10 protein-coding genes and 1 tRNA gene are annotated in these 14,516 nt (G+C 67.9%); 3 read left to right on the top strand and 8 right to left on the bottom strand.

Features of this window, described 5'->3' with window-relative positions; translation table 11 throughout:
- Positions 1-77: 77 nt before the first annotated feature.
- Together ASG27_RS18505 and ASG27_RS18510 are read left to right on the top strand one after the other, a co-directional pair.
- Complete coding sequence (locus ASG27_RS18505) at positions 78-1,130, top strand: FecR family protein (protein WP_056413583.1); 1,053 nt, start codon at positions 78-80, stop codon at positions 1,128-1,130.
- 100 nt (positions 1,131-1,230) lie between these two features.
- Entirely contained in the window at positions 1,231-3,621 is a 2,391-nt protein-coding gene (locus ASG27_RS18510) for a TonB-dependent siderophore receptor (RefSeq protein ID WP_056413582.1), read from the top strand.
- Between the two features lie 194 nt (positions 3,622-3,815).
- On the opposite strand, the gene ASG27_RS18515 is transcribed toward ASG27_RS18510, so the two are convergent.
- From ASG27_RS18515 to ASG27_RS18545, 7 genes are all read right to left on the bottom strand, one after another.
- A tRNA-Thr gene (locus tag ASG27_RS18515) sits at positions 3,816-3,891 on the bottom strand.
- Between the two features lie 12 nt (positions 3,892-3,903).
- Positions 3,904-4,911, bottom strand: coding sequence for a class 1 fructose-bisphosphatase (locus ASG27_RS18520; protein WP_056413581.1), 1,008 nt, complete (start codon positions 4,909-4,911; stop codon positions 3,904-3,906).
- A 43-nt stretch (positions 4,912-4,954) separates the two neighbouring features.
- Entirely contained in the window at positions 4,955-5,806 is an 852-nt protein-coding gene (locus ASG27_RS18525) for a tetratricopeptide repeat protein (protein WP_056413579.1), read from the bottom strand.
- A gap of 14 nt (positions 5,807-5,820) precedes the next feature.
- Positions 5,821-8,619: an aminopeptidase N gene (gene pepN, locus ASG27_RS18530; RefSeq protein ID WP_056413576.1), complete on the bottom strand. Its 2,799-nt coding sequence runs from the start codon at positions 8,617-8,619 to the stop codon at positions 5,821-5,823.
- Positions 8,603-9,316, bottom strand: coding sequence for an HAD family hydrolase (locus ASG27_RS18535; protein ID WP_056413573.1), 714 nt, complete (start codon positions 9,314-9,316; stop codon positions 8,603-8,605). The genes pepN and ASG27_RS18535 overlap by 17 nt, the downstream gene beginning before the upstream one ends.
- A gap of 3 nt (positions 9,317-9,319) precedes the next feature.
- Positions 9,320-10,424, bottom strand: a protein-coding gene (gene prfB, locus ASG27_RS18540; protein WP_156370489.1) for a peptide chain release factor 2 whose coding sequence is annotated in 2 segments (ribosomal slippage) — positions 9,320-10,342 and positions 10,344-10,424 — 1,104 coding nt in all. Because the reading frame shifts where the segments join, the coding sequence is not laid out codon by codon here.
- A gap of 203 nt (positions 10,425-10,627) precedes the next feature.
- On the bottom strand, positions 10,628-11,536 hold the full coding sequence (locus ASG27_RS18545) for an alpha/beta fold hydrolase (RefSeq protein WP_056171824.1): 909 nt from the start codon (positions 11,534-11,536) through the stop codon (positions 10,628-10,630).
- A gap of 241 nt (positions 11,537-11,777) precedes the next feature.
- On the opposite strand from ASG27_RS18545, the gene ASG27_RS18550 reads away from it, so the two are divergent.
- Positions 11,778-12,839, top strand: coding sequence for an aldo/keto reductase (locus ASG27_RS18550; RefSeq protein WP_056413572.1), 1,062 nt, complete (start codon positions 11,778-11,780; stop codon positions 12,837-12,839).
- 237 nt (positions 12,840-13,076) lie between these two features.
- On the opposite strand, the gene ASG27_RS18555 is transcribed toward ASG27_RS18550, so the two are convergent.
- Positions 13,077-14,501, bottom strand: coding sequence for a M20 family metallopeptidase (locus ASG27_RS18555; protein ID WP_056413571.1), 1,425 nt, complete (start codon positions 14,499-14,501; stop codon positions 13,077-13,079).
- Positions 14,502-14,516 lie beyond the last annotated feature (15 nt).

Genomic DNA, 14,516 nt, shown 5'->3' on the forward strand with positions numbered 1-14,516 from the left:
CCGTGTGCGGGCTCCGCACCGAAGACTCCGGCTTTGAGGCCGCTCGTTCGTCTACAACCCGACACCTCCCGCGATCCATGATGCCCATAGAGCCCACGACCGATGAAGCCCGCCGACGCCAGGAAGTGGCGGGATGGTTTCTGCGCCGCGATGCCGGGGATGGTGCGTGGTCCGCAGCGGACGAGGCCGCTTTCACGCAGTGGCTCGGTCGCGATGCCGGCAACCGCCAGGCCTATGCGCGCTGGGCCACCGACTGGGCCTTGATCGACACGATGCCGCGCGACACCGCAGCCAGACTGCGCGCGCTGGTGGCCGCTGAGCGCGCGCCGGCCGCAGTGCCGGTGCCGCGGCGCCGTGCGATGGCGGGGTGGGCCCTGGCGGGCGTGGCTGCGGTGGCCGTCACGGGGGGCTGGTTTGGCTGGCAACACCTGGAGGCCCGCCCGGTGTACGAGCAGGCCTTCGGCACGCGGCGCGGCCAGCAGTCCCACGTGACGCTGCCCGATGGCTCCGAACTGCGGCTGGACACCTCCACCACACTCAAGGTGACGTTCTTTCGCGGCCGGCGCGAGGTGCAGCTTGTGCAGGGGCAGGCCCTGTTCACAGTGCGTGCCGACCCGGGCCGGCCCTTTCAGGTCACGGCGCAAGACGTGCGTGTGACGGTGGTCGGGACGCGCTTTACCGTGCGATCGACACCCGGCATTCCCTCGCGGGAAGGCGTTGAAGTCGCGGTGGAGCATGGCCGGGTGCGGGTGGCGAACGGCCTGGTGGCGGGCGGTGGTGCGGACGCTGCGGCGCATCAGGTGGAGCTCACGGCCGGCCAGCATCTGGTGCTGCAGGGGCACGGTGCGCAGCCGGTCGTGAAGGCGCTGCCCAGGGACGGCGCGGCGCCCTGGCACCAGGGTGCGCAGATCAGCTTCAGCAACGCCCCGCTGAAGACGGTGATGGCCGAGATGGGGCGCTACGCCGATCTGGGCCTGGTGGACGTGGACCCATCAGCGCTCGACCTTCGGCTCTCCGGCACCTTCGACCCGCGCGATGCGGCCACGGCGCGCCGCCTGCTCGCTGGCGCGCTGCAACTGCAGCTCGTGCCCCTGGGTGACGGCTACGCGCTGCGGCGGCAGGGTGGATGAGCAGCGATTTTTGAAAATGTTTGGCCCAGGTATCCGGCAAACGCCCTGCCGGTACGTCTACACGAACGAGAACCATTCGTATCTTGTTGGTGAAGTGACCATGAAAAAATCTCCATTGCCCTCTTCGGCGGCGCTTGCGCTGGCCATCCCTTTCGCCGTCGCGTCGGGTGCGTTCACCGCATCCGCCCGGGCGCAGGCGGTCGACAGCGCGCTGTCGTCCGCTGCCGAGCGCGACATCGCCATCGCCGCCCAACCGCTGGGCGATGCGATCAACGACTGGGCCAGGCAAGCCCGCATGCAGGTGGCGGTGCCACAGTCGCTCGTGGCCGGCAAGACGGCCCCGGCAGTCAGTGGCCGCATGACGCCCCGGCAGGCGCTGGACAGGCTGCTGGCCCACAGCGGCCTGATGGCGGTCAGCGAAGGCGCCTCCGTGCTGATCCGTGCCGTGCCGCCCCCGGGCTCTGCCGCGACGCTGCCCTCGGTCACAGTGAATGCCAGCGCCGAGCCAGAGACCGCCACTGGCCCCGTCCCGCGCTATGTGGCCCAGCGCAGCGCCACGGGCACCAAGACGGACAGCTCCATCCTGGAGGTTCCGCAGTCGCTGTCCGTGATCGGCCGCCAGGAGATGGAGGCGCGCGGCGCCCTGGATCTGATGGACGTCGTAGGCCAGACGCCGGGCGTGTCCGTCGCTGCCTACGGGCCCGACAACCGTGGCTGGGAATACCTGTCCCTGCGCGGCTTCCCGGGCAACAGCAGCAGCTTCCGCGACGGCCTGCCCCAAAGCCAGTTCGGCGTCATCTACCGCATGACGGAGACCTACGGCCTGGAGCGGGTGGAGGTGCTGCGGGGGCCCTCGTCGGTGCTGTACGGACAGGGCGATGCGGGCGGCATCGTCAACCGGGTGAGCAAGGCGCCGGGGCCGCAAGCCACGCGGGAGGTCGACGTGCAGGTGGGCAACTTCAACCGCAAGCAGCTGGGCGTGGACCTGGGGGGCTCGGTGGGGGAGGGCGGCGACCTGGCCTTCCGGCTGGTCGGTGTGGCCCTGGACAGCCAGGACCAGGACCGGTACGCGAACGGCGACCGCATCACCCGGCAGCGCGCTTACCTGGCACCGTCGCTGCGCTGGAGCCCGAGCGCGGCGACCTCGCTCACCGTGTTTGGAGAACTGCTCAACGACGAGTCCGGCGAGGACCCGTACTACGCCATCTTCACCGACCCCGGCGGTGTCCGCAGGCAGGTGAAGTATGGAGACCCTTCCTTCAGCCGTTTTCAGCAGGACCAGTACTCGGTGGGCTACCGGTTCGACCATGCGCTCGGCAATGGATGGAGCGTGCGGCAGAACGCGCGCTATACCGACATTTCGATGGCACGGCGGGCCTTGTGGGGCGACACGCTGCAGCCCGACGGCCACACCCTGTCGCGCATGACCCGGTCCTGGGACGACGCGCTCGAACAGGCATCGGTGGACACGCAACTGCAGGGCAGCCTGATCACCGGCACCACCCAGCACCAGTTGCTCTTCGGCGTGGACTGGAACCATCTGAAAGGCACCGCCTTGCGCTGGCGTGGCACCGGGCCTGACCTCGACCTGCTCAACCCGGTGTACGGCATGTCGGTGCCGCAACCCCGCCTGCCGTGGGCCGACTTCCGCCAGAGCGTGCAGCAGGTGGGGGTCTACGCCCAGGACCAGATCCGGTTCGGTGATCGCTGGATCGCGACGCTGGGCGGTCGCCACGACCATGTCAGGTCCACCATCGACAACCGCCTGAGCACCCGGTCCACGCAGAACGACCACGCCTTCAGCGGCCGGGCCGGGCTGAACTACCTGCTGGGCAATGGCTGGGCGCCGTATGCGAGCTATGCCCAGTCGTTCCTGCCGACCAGCGGTGTGGATGCCGCCAACAACCCGTTTCAGCCCAGCCGGGGCCGGCAGGTCGAGGTGGGCGTCAAGTACAGGCCGCACGATGGCGGGAGCCTTTTCACGGCGGCCTTGTTCGAGCTGCGCAAGACGAACATCGTGACCAACGACAGCATCACGTCGGAAGCGCGGCAGATCGGCCAACAGCGTTCCCGGGGGCTGGAGCTCGAAGCCAAGACCGACCTCACCCACCGCCTGAGCGCCACGGCCTCTGCCACCTGGATGAGCGTGAAGGTCCTTCAAAGCGCCAATGCGGCCGAGGTCCACAAGAGCCCCGCCGCAGTGCCCGGCAAGATGGCATCGGTCTGGCTCGACTACGCCGTGGGCGCGGGCCTGGGCGTGGGCGCAGGCGCCAGCTATGTGGGCCCACGGCAAAACGACGAGGCCAACACCTCGACCGAAGGCGGGTTCACGCTGCTCAATGCCGTGCTGCAGTACGACCAGGGCCCTTGGCGCTTTGCCCTGAACGTGACCAACCTTCTGAACAGGAAGTACAACTCCATCTGCTACCACGGCGAGTGCTACCTGGGCCGGGAGCGCACGGTGACGGCGTCGGCCAAGTACAGGTTCTGAGGGGACTGTTCGCGTGGTTTCAGACCGCCCCACCGGCCAAGTTGCCGGTGGGGCGGTGGCCGTTGCCTGGTGGTATCGGTTGGTGCGTGGTGCGTGGTGGACCTGGCATCGTGTCGTACCGTTGCCAACTGCGCTGCCGCCAAGGCCCCCCACAACAAAAAAGCCCTGACTCTTGCGAATCAGGGCTTTTCATTTGGTGCCGGAGAGATGAATCGAACACCCGACCTTCTCATTACGAATGAGCTGCTCTACCGACTGAGCTACACCGGCGTAAGCCTCAAATTATAGCGCGGAATGGTAGCTTGTCACGCGCTCGACCTCATTTTTGGAGCCGAGGATCACGCTGACGCGCTCGTGCAACTGGGTGGGCTGGATTTCCAGGATGCGCTGCTTGCCGTTGGTGGCGGCGCCGCCGGCCTGCTCGACCAGCCAGCCCATGGGGTTGGCCTCGTACATCAGGCGCAGCTTGCCCGGCTTGTTCGGCTCGCGCCTGTCCCAGGGGTACATGAAGATGCCGCCACGGGTCAGGATGCGGTGCACGTCGGCCACCATGGACGCGATCCAGCGCATGTTGAAGTCCTTGCCGCGGGGGCCATCCTTGCCCTGCAGGCATTCGTCGATGTAGCGCTTCACGGGCTCGTCCCAGTGGCGCATGTTGCTCATGTTGATGGCGAATTCCTTGGTGTCGTCGGGAATGCGCACGTTCTCTTCGGTCAGCACGAAGGAGCCTTGCTCGCGGTCCAGCGTGAACATGGCCACGCCGTCGCCCACGGTCAGCACCAGCGTGGTCTGCGGGCCGTAGATGCAGTAGCCTGCGGCCACTTGCGCGGTGCCGGGCTGCAGGAAGTCTCCAGCCTCCACGCCGCGGTCGTCGTCGGGCTTCTTGAGCACGCTGAAGATGGTGCCGATGCTCACGTTCACGTCGATGTTGGAAGAGCCATCGAGCGGGTCGAACAGCAGCAGGTATTCGCCCTGCGGATAGCGGTTGGGCACCAGATAGATGCCGTCCATTTCTTCGGACGCCATGGCCGCCAGGTGGCCGCCCCATTCGTTGGCTTCGATCAGCACTTCGTTGGCGATGATGTCCAGCTTCTTCTGGATCTCGCCCTGCACGTTCTCGCTGGAGGCCGTGCCCAGCACGCCGCCGAGCGCGCCCTTGTTGACGGCCTGGCTGATGCTCTTGCACGAGCGGGCCACCACTTCGAGCAGCAGGCGCAGCTGCGAGGGGATGAGCCCGTCGATGCGTTGCTGCTCGACCAGGTAGCGGGTGAGGGAGATGCGGGAGCTCATCGGTGGATCGTCCTTGAGGCTGTGGGTGGTGGTGTGAAAGGGGTCAGCGCGACTGCTCGCGCTCGGTCAGCTCTGCCAGGGTCGCCTCGGTTTCGGCCAGCAGGTCGTCGTCGCCGCTGGCATGGGCGATGGCCACGCGTTGCTGGAACAGGCTGCGGGCCAGCGCGGAGTCGCCGCCTTCGTGGGCGAGCACGCCTTGCTGGAAGAGGGTGTCCAGCACGATGCCGTCGTCGTGCAGCGCCTGGCCCAGGGCGAGGCGTTGCGCCAGGTACTGCCGTGCCTGGGCGTGGTCGCCCAGCTCGTAGGCGTTTTGCGCCAGGTTGTTGATCAGGCCCGACAGGCGCACGTCCTTGTCGGAGCCAAAGGCGCTCTGGGCATCGCTGAGCAGCTGCTGGTTGTGCGCCAGGGCCTCGGCAAAGCGGCCGGCTTCGTGCAGGGCGTAGCCGATCTCCTCGCGGATGCCCAGCTTCTGCTCGGGGCTCAGCACCGCGCCGTCCTGCTCGGCCCATTGCGCCGACTGGCGCAGGTGTTCGATGGCGGTGTCGTATTCCTCGGACTGCAGCGCCGATTCGCCGATGGCGTAGTGCTGCTGGTAGCGGTCGGTGGGCGTGAGCTGGCCCAGTGCCGCGCGGATGGCCAGCGCACGCAGGCCCAGGGGCAGGCCCTCGTCGTCCATCTGGCGTTTGGAATAGACCACGAACTGCAGCCACAGCAGCTCGGCCAGCTCGGGCGATTCGGCCCCCAGGCCCTCGGCCAGGGGGCGCAGCGCCGCCAGGTCGGCCGACATGGCCGAGCCGCTGAACATGGCGCCCTCGTCGTACACGGTGTCGCGCAGCGGGTTGAACCGCTGCGCGAACTGCTGCGCGGGGCTGGAGGTTCGGGAGAACAAGGCCATGCGTGCGGTCCGGCTCAGTCGGCCAGTGCGCGGGTGACCACCTCGCGCACGTCGTTGGACAGGTCGGGCTTGGCGGCCACGCGGGCGATGGCTTCGCGGGCGGCGGTGCGCCAGGGCTCGGCCAGCTTCTTCCAGCGGTCCAGCGCGCGCGCCAGGCGGGCAGCGACCTGCGGGTTGATGGCGTCGAGCTCGATCACCCGGTCGCTCCAGAACACGTAGCCCGCGGCATCCGCGCGGTGGAAGGCGCCCGGGTTGGCGCTGCAGTAGCTGAAGATCACGCTGCGCGCGCGGTTGGGGTTCTTCAGGCTGAAGTCCGGGTGCTGCATGAGCTGGCGCACGGCAGGCAGCACGTTGCCACCGCGGTCGGGGGCGCCCGCCTGCAGCGCGAACCACTTGTCGATGACGAGCGGCTCGTCCTTGAACATCGCATGAAAACGCGCCAGCGCTGGCCCGGCCAGTTCACTGCCGCTGGCCACCAGGGCGGTCAGGGCGTTGAAGCGGTCGGTCATGTTGCTCGCCACCTTGAAGCGCTGCAGCGCCTTGCCGGGCCAGACGGCGTCGCCAGTCTTTTGCGCGGCGATGCACAGCATGTGCAGCGCCAGGCCGCTCAGTGCGCGGCGGCCGGAGGAGACGGGGTCGGGGCTGTAGCCGCCGGTGTCCTGGTTGTGCTCCCAGACGGTCTCCCAGTCGGCTTGCAGCGACACGGCCAGTTGCTCGCGCATGGCTTCGCGCACCGCGTGGATGCGCTGCGGGTCGACCACGGCCAGTTGCTCGGCGATGTAGGTCTCGGACGGCAGGGTGAGCACCAGCTCCTTGAACGCGGCGTCCAGCAGCGGGTTGCGCAGCACGGCGCGCATGGCGTCCACGAACTCCGCTGGCAGGATTTGCGAGTCCGATGGGCCGCTACCGCTTGTTGGTTGTGCGCTACCAGCTATCGTATTGATAGCGGCGCAGGCAAAGCGCAGGGCCAGGCGCTGGCCGGCTTCCCAGCGGTTGAAGGCGTCGGTGTCGTTGGCCAGCAGGGCCAGCAGCTGGGCGTCGGTGTACTCGATGTCCAGCACCACGGGGGCGCTGAAGCCGCGCAGCACGGATGGCACGGGCTCGGCGTCCACGTTGGTGAAGGTGAGCGTCTGCGATGCCTCGGTGAGCACGACCACGCGCGACGTGGGCACGGCGGCGTCCGCAGCGTCGGTGGCAGCGCCTTCGCCCGACAGGTGCAGGGGCAGGGCGGCGCCGGTGGCCGCGTCGATGAGGCCCAGCTCCACCGGGATCACGAAGGGCAGCTTCTCGCTCTGGCCGGGCGTGGGGTCGCAGCTTTGCGCCAGGGTGAGCGCATAGCAGCGCGTGGCGGCGTCGTAGCGGCCCGTGGCGCGCACGCGGGGCGTGCCGGCCTGGCTGTACCAGCGCTTGAACTGGGGCAGGTGCTGCGCCAGGGGGCTGCCCGGGTTGGCATCGGCAATGGCCTGCACGAAGTCGTCGCAGGTCACGGCGTGGCCGTCGTGGCGTTCGAAGTACAGCTTCATGCCCTTGGCGAAGCCTTCGCGGCCCACCAGGTTGTGCTGCATGCGCACCACCTCCGCACCTTTTTCGTAGATGGTGACGGTGTAGAAGTTGTTGATCTCGACGTAGCTGTCGGGCCGCACCGGGTGCGCCATGGGGCCCGCGTCTTCGGGGAACTGGGCGGTGCGCAGCACGCGCACGTCCTCGATGCGCTTGACGGCGCGGGCCGACGGGCTGCCGGCCAGGTCCATGCTGAATTCCTGGTCGCGAAAGACGGTGAGGCCTTCTTTCAGCGACAGCTGGAACCAGTCGCGGCAGGTCACGCGGTTGCCGGTCCAGTTGTGGAAGTACTCGTGGCCGACCACGCTTTCGATGTTGGCGAAGTCCACATCGGTGGCCGTCGATTCGCTGGCCAGAACGTACTTCGTGTTGAAGATGTTCAGGCCCTTGTTCTCCATGGCGCCCATGTTGAAGTCGCTGGTGGCGACGATCATGAAGCGCTCCAGGTCCAGCGGCAGGCCGAAGCGGGCTTCGTCCCAGGCCACGCTGTACATCAGCGAGTTCATGGCGTGTTCGGTCTTGCCCAGGTCGCCGGGGCGCACGTACACCTGCAGCAGGTGGTCGGTGCCCGAGCGGCTCTTGATGTGCTGCTCGCGCGCCACCAGCTTGCCCGCCACCAGGGCGAACAGGTAGCAGGGCTTTTTGTGCGGGTCGACCCACTTGGCGAAGTGCCGGGCGCCGTTCGGGCCGTCTTCCAGCGGGCCGCTGTCCACCAGGTTGCCGTTGCTCAGCAGCACCGGGTACTGGGCCTTGTCGGCGCGCAGCGTGACGGTGTAGCTGGCCATCACGTCGGGCCGGTCCAGGAAGTAGGTGATGCGGCGAAAGCCCTCGGCCTCGCACTGCGTGAAGAATGTGCCCTGGCTCACGTACAGGCCCATGAGCTGGGTGTTCTTGGCGGGGCAGCAGGTGGTGAAGATCTCGAGTGTGAAGGGCTCGTTGCCGTTGTCTTCGATGGTGGGCAGGTTCTCCAGCACCAGGCGGGAGCCTTCCATCTTGAACGAGGTGCCCTGGCCGTTGACCAGCACGCGCGCCAGGTTCAGCTCGTCGCCGTCGAGCTTGAGCGGCTGCGCGGCCACGTCGGGGTTGCGGCGCAGCAGCATGCGGTTGAGCACGCGGGTCTTGGCGGGGTCCAGGTCGAAGGTCAGCTCGACGCTGTCGATCCAGTAGGCGGGGGCGGTGTAGTCCTCGCGGCGGATGGCGGCCGGGTGGGCCACTGCGTCTCCGCTTCCGTCTGCTTTATGCAGTTGCAACATGGATGCTCTCCAGAAAGTCGGTGTTCATGAGTTCGGTGTAGTCGCGCACGGCGGCCACCACGTGGGGGCCCGCCAGTTCGTCTGCACTGTGGGTGCTGCAAATGGCCACGGCGCGCATGCCGGCGCGCCGCGCGGCCTCGATGCCGAAGGGCGCGTCTTCAAACACGATGCAGTGCTCGGGCGCCACGCCGATGCGGCGCGCGGCCTCCAGAAAGATCGCCGGCTGCGGCTTGCCGGGCAGGCCCTCGTCGCCGCGCACGATGGCCAGCGGAGCGGGCTGCAGTGCGAGGTGGCCCAGCGCGAACTCCACGTTGCCGATGTCCCCCGCCGTGCCCACCGCCACCTTCAGGCCGCGCGCATGCACCTGCGCCGCGAACGCGCGAAAGCCGGCCACTTCGGCAAAGCGTGGCGCGAACAGCTCGCGGTAGATGGTTTCCTTTTCGTGCGTGAGCGCGTCGGCTTCTTCCTGCGACACCGCGCGGCCCAGCAGCTCCACGATGCACTCGGTGCCATTTTTGCCCGTGGTGCGGGCCATGAGGTCGGGCACGTCGATGTGCATGCCGCGGCGGCGCGTGAACTCGACCCAGGCCTGGGCGTGCCAGGGCATGGAGTGGATCATGGTGCCGTCCATGTCGAAGATGATGGCTTCGGTGTGCGCGGGCGCACCTGCAGTGCGCAGCGATGGGGTGGCGGACATGGATTACACGCCCTGCTTGAGCGAGGCTTCGATGAACGCGTCCAGGTCGCCGTCCAGCACCTTTTGCGTGGCCGAGATTTCGACGTTGGTGCGCAGGTCCTTGATGCGGCTGTTGTCCAGCACGTACGAGCGGATCTGGTGGCCCCAGCCCACGTCGGTCTTGGTGTCTTCCAGCTTCTGGGCTTCTTCCTGGCGCTTGCGCATCTCGAAGTCGTACAGCTTGGAGCGCAGGCGCTGCCACGCGATGTCGCGGTTGCCGTGCTGGCTGCGGCCGTCCTGGCACTGCACCACGATGCCGGTGGGGATGTGGGTCAGGCGCACGGCCGAGTCGGTCTTGTTGATGTGCTGCCCGCCCGCGCCGGATGCGCGGTAGGTGTCGGTGCGCACGTCGGCCGGGTTGATGTTGATCTCGATGGAGTCGTCGATCTCCGGGTAGACGAACAGCGACGCGAACGAGGTGTGGCGGCCGCCCGAACTGTCGAACGGGCTCTTGCGCACCAGGCGGTGCACGCCGGTTTCGGTGCGCAGCAGGCCGTAGGCGTACTCGCCCTCGACCTTGATCGTCGCGCTCTTGATGCCGGCCACGTCGCCCGGGGTTTCTTCTTCGACCGTGGTCTTGAAGCCCTTGCGCTCGGCGTACTTCAGGTACTGGCGCAGCAGCATGCTGGCCCAGTCGCACGCCTCGGTGCCGCCCGCGCCGGCCTGGATGTCGACGAAGCAGTTGAGCGGGTCGGCCTCGTTGCGGAACATGCGGCGGAACTCCAGCTCTTCGATGAGCGGGCGCAGCTTGGCGGTCTCGGCCTCGATGGTGAGCAGGCCGGGCTCGTCGCCTTCTTCCTTGCTCATGTCATAGAGCTCGGTGTTGTCGGCCAGCTCGCGCGTGAGCTTGTCGAGCGTGACGACCACGCCCGAGAGCGACTTTTGTTCCTTGCCCAGTTCCTGGGCCTTCTTCGGGTCGTTCCAGACCGAAGGGTCTTCCAGCGATGCGTTTACCGTGCGCAGGCGTTCGAATTTGGCATCGAAGTCAAAGATACCTCCGTAACTCTTGCGTTCGCAGAGCCAGGTCGCCGAGGGTGGTGCCGATGAGGTTGATGCGTTCTGCGTCCATGATTCTTGTCCTGGGTGTTCTGTGGAATAACCCGCGATTTTCTCATGGGACGGCCTCTTGCCCCGGCAAAGCCCTCAGGAGCGCTGCCCGCCGGGCCGCAGTGGGGCAGCGGCACCGCTGTCAGTGAATGAAAATGTCAAAAATGATAGCTGCTGGCGCTTGCTGGTCAAGCGGTAGCGAGCATTTTGATGGTGCTAGGCGCTTCAGGCGGCGGCCAGGAACGTTTCGATCAGCTGCGCCACCTGCCCGGGCTGGTCGTGGTGCAGCATGTGCCCGGCGTCCTGCACGACGGCGGTCCGCACGTCGCGCACATGGGTCAGGCGCTGGTGGTATTCCTCCAGGCTGTACCTGCCCTTCCACCACTGGCCCAGGCTGTCGTCGCTGGCTTCCACCGCCAGCACGGGGGCGGCGATGCGGTCGTACAGCGCCAGCGCCTCGTCCAGCCGGTAGAGCTGCGCGCTGGTGATCTTGTGGGCCGGGTCGCCCAAAATTTCCCACTGGCCCTGGGCGTTGGGCCGGGCCCAGTGGCCGGCCAGCCAGCGGGCCTTGTCCTCGGACAGGCGCGGGTTGGTCTTCATCAGCCGGCGGGCCACGCCGTCCTGGCTGTCGTAGGTCTTGAGGGCCAGCTCGCCGCTGCGCAGTTGCTTGAGCTCGTCGATCCACTGCGCATAGCGCTTGGGCGCCTGCTCGGGCTTGGAGGCGGGCATGCCGAAGCCCTCCAGGTTGACCAGGCGGCGGATGCGCTCGGGCCGCACGCCCGCATACATCATGGCGATGTTGCCGCCCATGCTGTGGCCCACCAGGTCGATGGCTTCGCCGGGGGCGTAGTGGTCCAGCAGCATGTCCAGGTCGGCCAGGTAGTCGGCAAAGAAGTAGTGGTCGGCCTGCGCGGTGGAGGTAAGGCCGAAGCCGCGCCAGTCGGGCGCGATGATGCGGCGCTCCTGCTGCAGCGCATCCACCGTGAACTGGTAGGACGCACCCACGTCCATCCAGCCGTGCAGCAGCACCAGCGTGGGCAGCGGGCTGTGTTCCGGGCCCCAGTGGCGGACGTGGTAGGTCAGGTGGCGCAGAGGCAGCGTGCTGCTGCGGGAGGGCTTGAGCGGGGTGTACATGGGCGGCGGCGCGAAGTGGGGCAGCAGGAAGGTCCCGCAAAGCGCAGGGCCTGCGGGTGTCCCTGGATGGTAATGGGGCCGCCCGCTGCACCGCCGCCAGCGGTGTCGCCTGCGCGGCTGGTGGGGCGGCGGGTGGCGCGGGGGTGAGGCAGGCTCTGCAGGCCGCCCTGCGGCGGCCTGCAGAGCGCAGCGAAATCCATTATTCTGCGCAGTCCTTCGTTTGCCCGTACTCCTTCTTTCCATGCAAAAAATCCAACTCGGCACCAGCGATCTGCAGGTCACTCCCATCTGCCTGGGCACCATGACTTTTGGCGAGCAGGTGGCAGAGGCCGATTCGCACGCCATTCTCACGCGCTCGCTCGACCGGGGTGTGAACTTCATCGACACGGCCGAGATGTACTCGGTGCCGGCCAAGGCCGAGACCTTTGGCGCCACCGAGACCATCATCGGCCACTGGTTCGCCAAGAACCCCGGCGCGCGCCAGAAGCTGGTGGTGGCCACCAAGGTCGCAGGCCCCTCGCGCGGCATGCCCTGGGTGCGTGAAGGCAAGGGCATGACGCAGGCCGACATTGTGGCCTCGTGCGACGCCAGCCTGCGCCGCCTGCAGACCGACGTGATCGACCTCTACCAGATCCACTGGCCCGAGCGCCACGTGCCCGCCTTCGGCAACCTGTACTACGACCCCGCCAAGGAAACGTCGCAGACCCCCATCCACGAACAGCTGCAAGCCCTGGCCGGCCTGGTCAAGGCCGGCAAGGTGCGCCACATCGGCCTGTCCAACGAGAGCCCTTACGGCGTGCACGAATTCGTGCGGCTGGCGGAGCAGCACGGCCTGCCGCGCGTGGCCACGGTGCAAAACCCGTATTGCCTGATCAACCGCACCTGGGAAAACGGCCTGGACGAAACCTGCCACCGCCTGAACGTGTCGCTGCTGGCGTACTCCCCGCTGGGCTTCGGTTTGTTGACCGGCAAGTACGACGACAGCGGCCTCACCGGCCCGGGCGCGCCGCAGGGCGCGCGCATCGCCACCTACGAGTCGGTGCGCAAGCAGCGCTGGGGCCGCCCCGAGGCGCTGGCCGCATCGCGCCGCTACAACCAGCTGGCCCGCGACAACGGCCTCACGCCCACGCAACTGGCCCTGGCTTTCTGCTACACCAAGTGGCAGGTGGCCAGCACCATCATCGGCGTGACGTCGGTGGCGCAACTGGATGAGGACCTGAACGCCTGGGACACGAAGCTCTCGCCCGAGGTGCTGCAGGCGATCGACGCGATCCGCTGGGAAATCCGCGACCCTGCACTTTGACGTTCCCCCCTGAGTCGCCTGCGGCGCCTCGAAGCAGCTAGACACCACCACCACCGTTCACGCTGAGCCTGTCGAAGCGCCGCGCAGCGTTTCGACTTTTCTGCGGTGGTGTGGGCGTTCGGCAGGCTCCACACCGCTGTTGCGTCGGTGATGGAGTGCGCTCCGTGATGGGGCTTGAGGATCGCTGACCTCTTCGTGCACCGCCAGTGCACCTTTGCACTGGCGAGCGTGCCTTCATCAGGCTGCTGCGGCCTCTGCCGTCAGCGCGCCATCCTTCCACGGCACGCCGTGGGCCTCGCCCAAATCCCAGAACAAGCCGGCCATCACCGCCAGCCCTTCGCGCGCCACCGACGCCAGCAGATGCTCGTTGGGTGCGTGCTGCGCGCAGGCCGGGTACGAATGCGGCACCCACAGCGTGGGCAGGCCCAACTGGTCGGCAAAGATGTCGTTGGGCAGCGAGCCTGCGAGGTTGGGCAGCAGCGTGGCGGCCTGGCCGGCGCTGGACTGCAGCGAGGCCAGCGTCCAGTCCACCCAGGGGTTGTGCAGGTCCAGCCGCGTGGCGCCGCACACCATGCCCATGGTGATCTCCACGTCAGCGAAACCATGGGCGTCCAGATGCTCGCGCAGGGTGCGCTCCACGTTGCGCCAGTCGGTGCCCACCACGAAGCGCAGCTGGCAGTGCGCCACCGCGCTGGACGGAATGGCATTGATCGGACGTTGTGCATTGCCGGAGCCCAGCGCCAGCACCTCCAGCGTGTTCCAGCCCACCAGCTGCTCGGCGGGCGTGAGGCCCGGCTCGCCCCAGCCGGGCGTGAGCGCGGGGTCGTCCGCACCGGCGCCGATCACCACGTCTTTCAGCGCGGTGCGCAGCTTGTCGGGCACCGAGGGCGGCAGCAGGCCTTTGACGAGGATGCGGCCCTGGGCATCCACCAGCGTTGCCAGCGCATGCGTGACCACCGTGGCCGGGTTGGCCAGCACGCCGCCCCAGTTGCCCGAGTGGTAGGCCTTGTCGCGGCTGCGCACGGTGAGCGAGAAGTTGATCGCGCCGCGCGACCCGAGAAAGAGGGTGGGGTGGCCCGCATTCACGCGGGGGCCGTCGCTGGCGACGAAGAGGTCGGCCTTCAGCGCATCGCTGTGCTGCTCGCAGAACGCCGCCAGGCCGGGCGAGCCGGCTTCCTCGCCCATCTCCATGATCAGGGTCACGTTGTAGCCCAGGCGGCCGCCGCGCGCTTCGATGGCGTGGGCCAGAGCTGCCAGGCTCACCGTGTGCTGGCCCTTGTTGTCCGCCGTGCCGCGGCCGTACCAGCGGTTGCCTTCGATGGTCATCTCCCAGGGAGAGAGGCCCTCGCGCCAGTTGCTCTCCTGCCCGTTGACCACGTCGCCGTGGCCGTAGGTGAGCACGGTGGGCAGGGCCGGGTCTTCCACGCGCCGCGCGATGAGGAACGGCCCACCCTGGGGCGAGGGGTTGTCCAGCACCTGGCATTCGAAGCCCAGGGGCGCGAGCCACGGCACCATTTCATCGGTGAGGTACAGGCGCAGTTCGGGCGGCACCTTGCCGGTGTCGCTCTCGGTGCGCCAGGCCACGCGGCGGCGCAGGTCGCCCTCGAAGCGGCCGTCGTCGAAGTAGCGCTGGACGCTGTCTATCAGTTGTTCGCGGGTCATCGTGCGGGTCCTTCC

Source organism: Acidovorax sp. Leaf191 (assembly GCF_001424425.1).
In the GTDB taxonomy this organism is placed as follows: domain Bacteria; phylum Pseudomonadota; class Gammaproteobacteria; order Burkholderiales; family Burkholderiaceae_C; genus Acidovorax.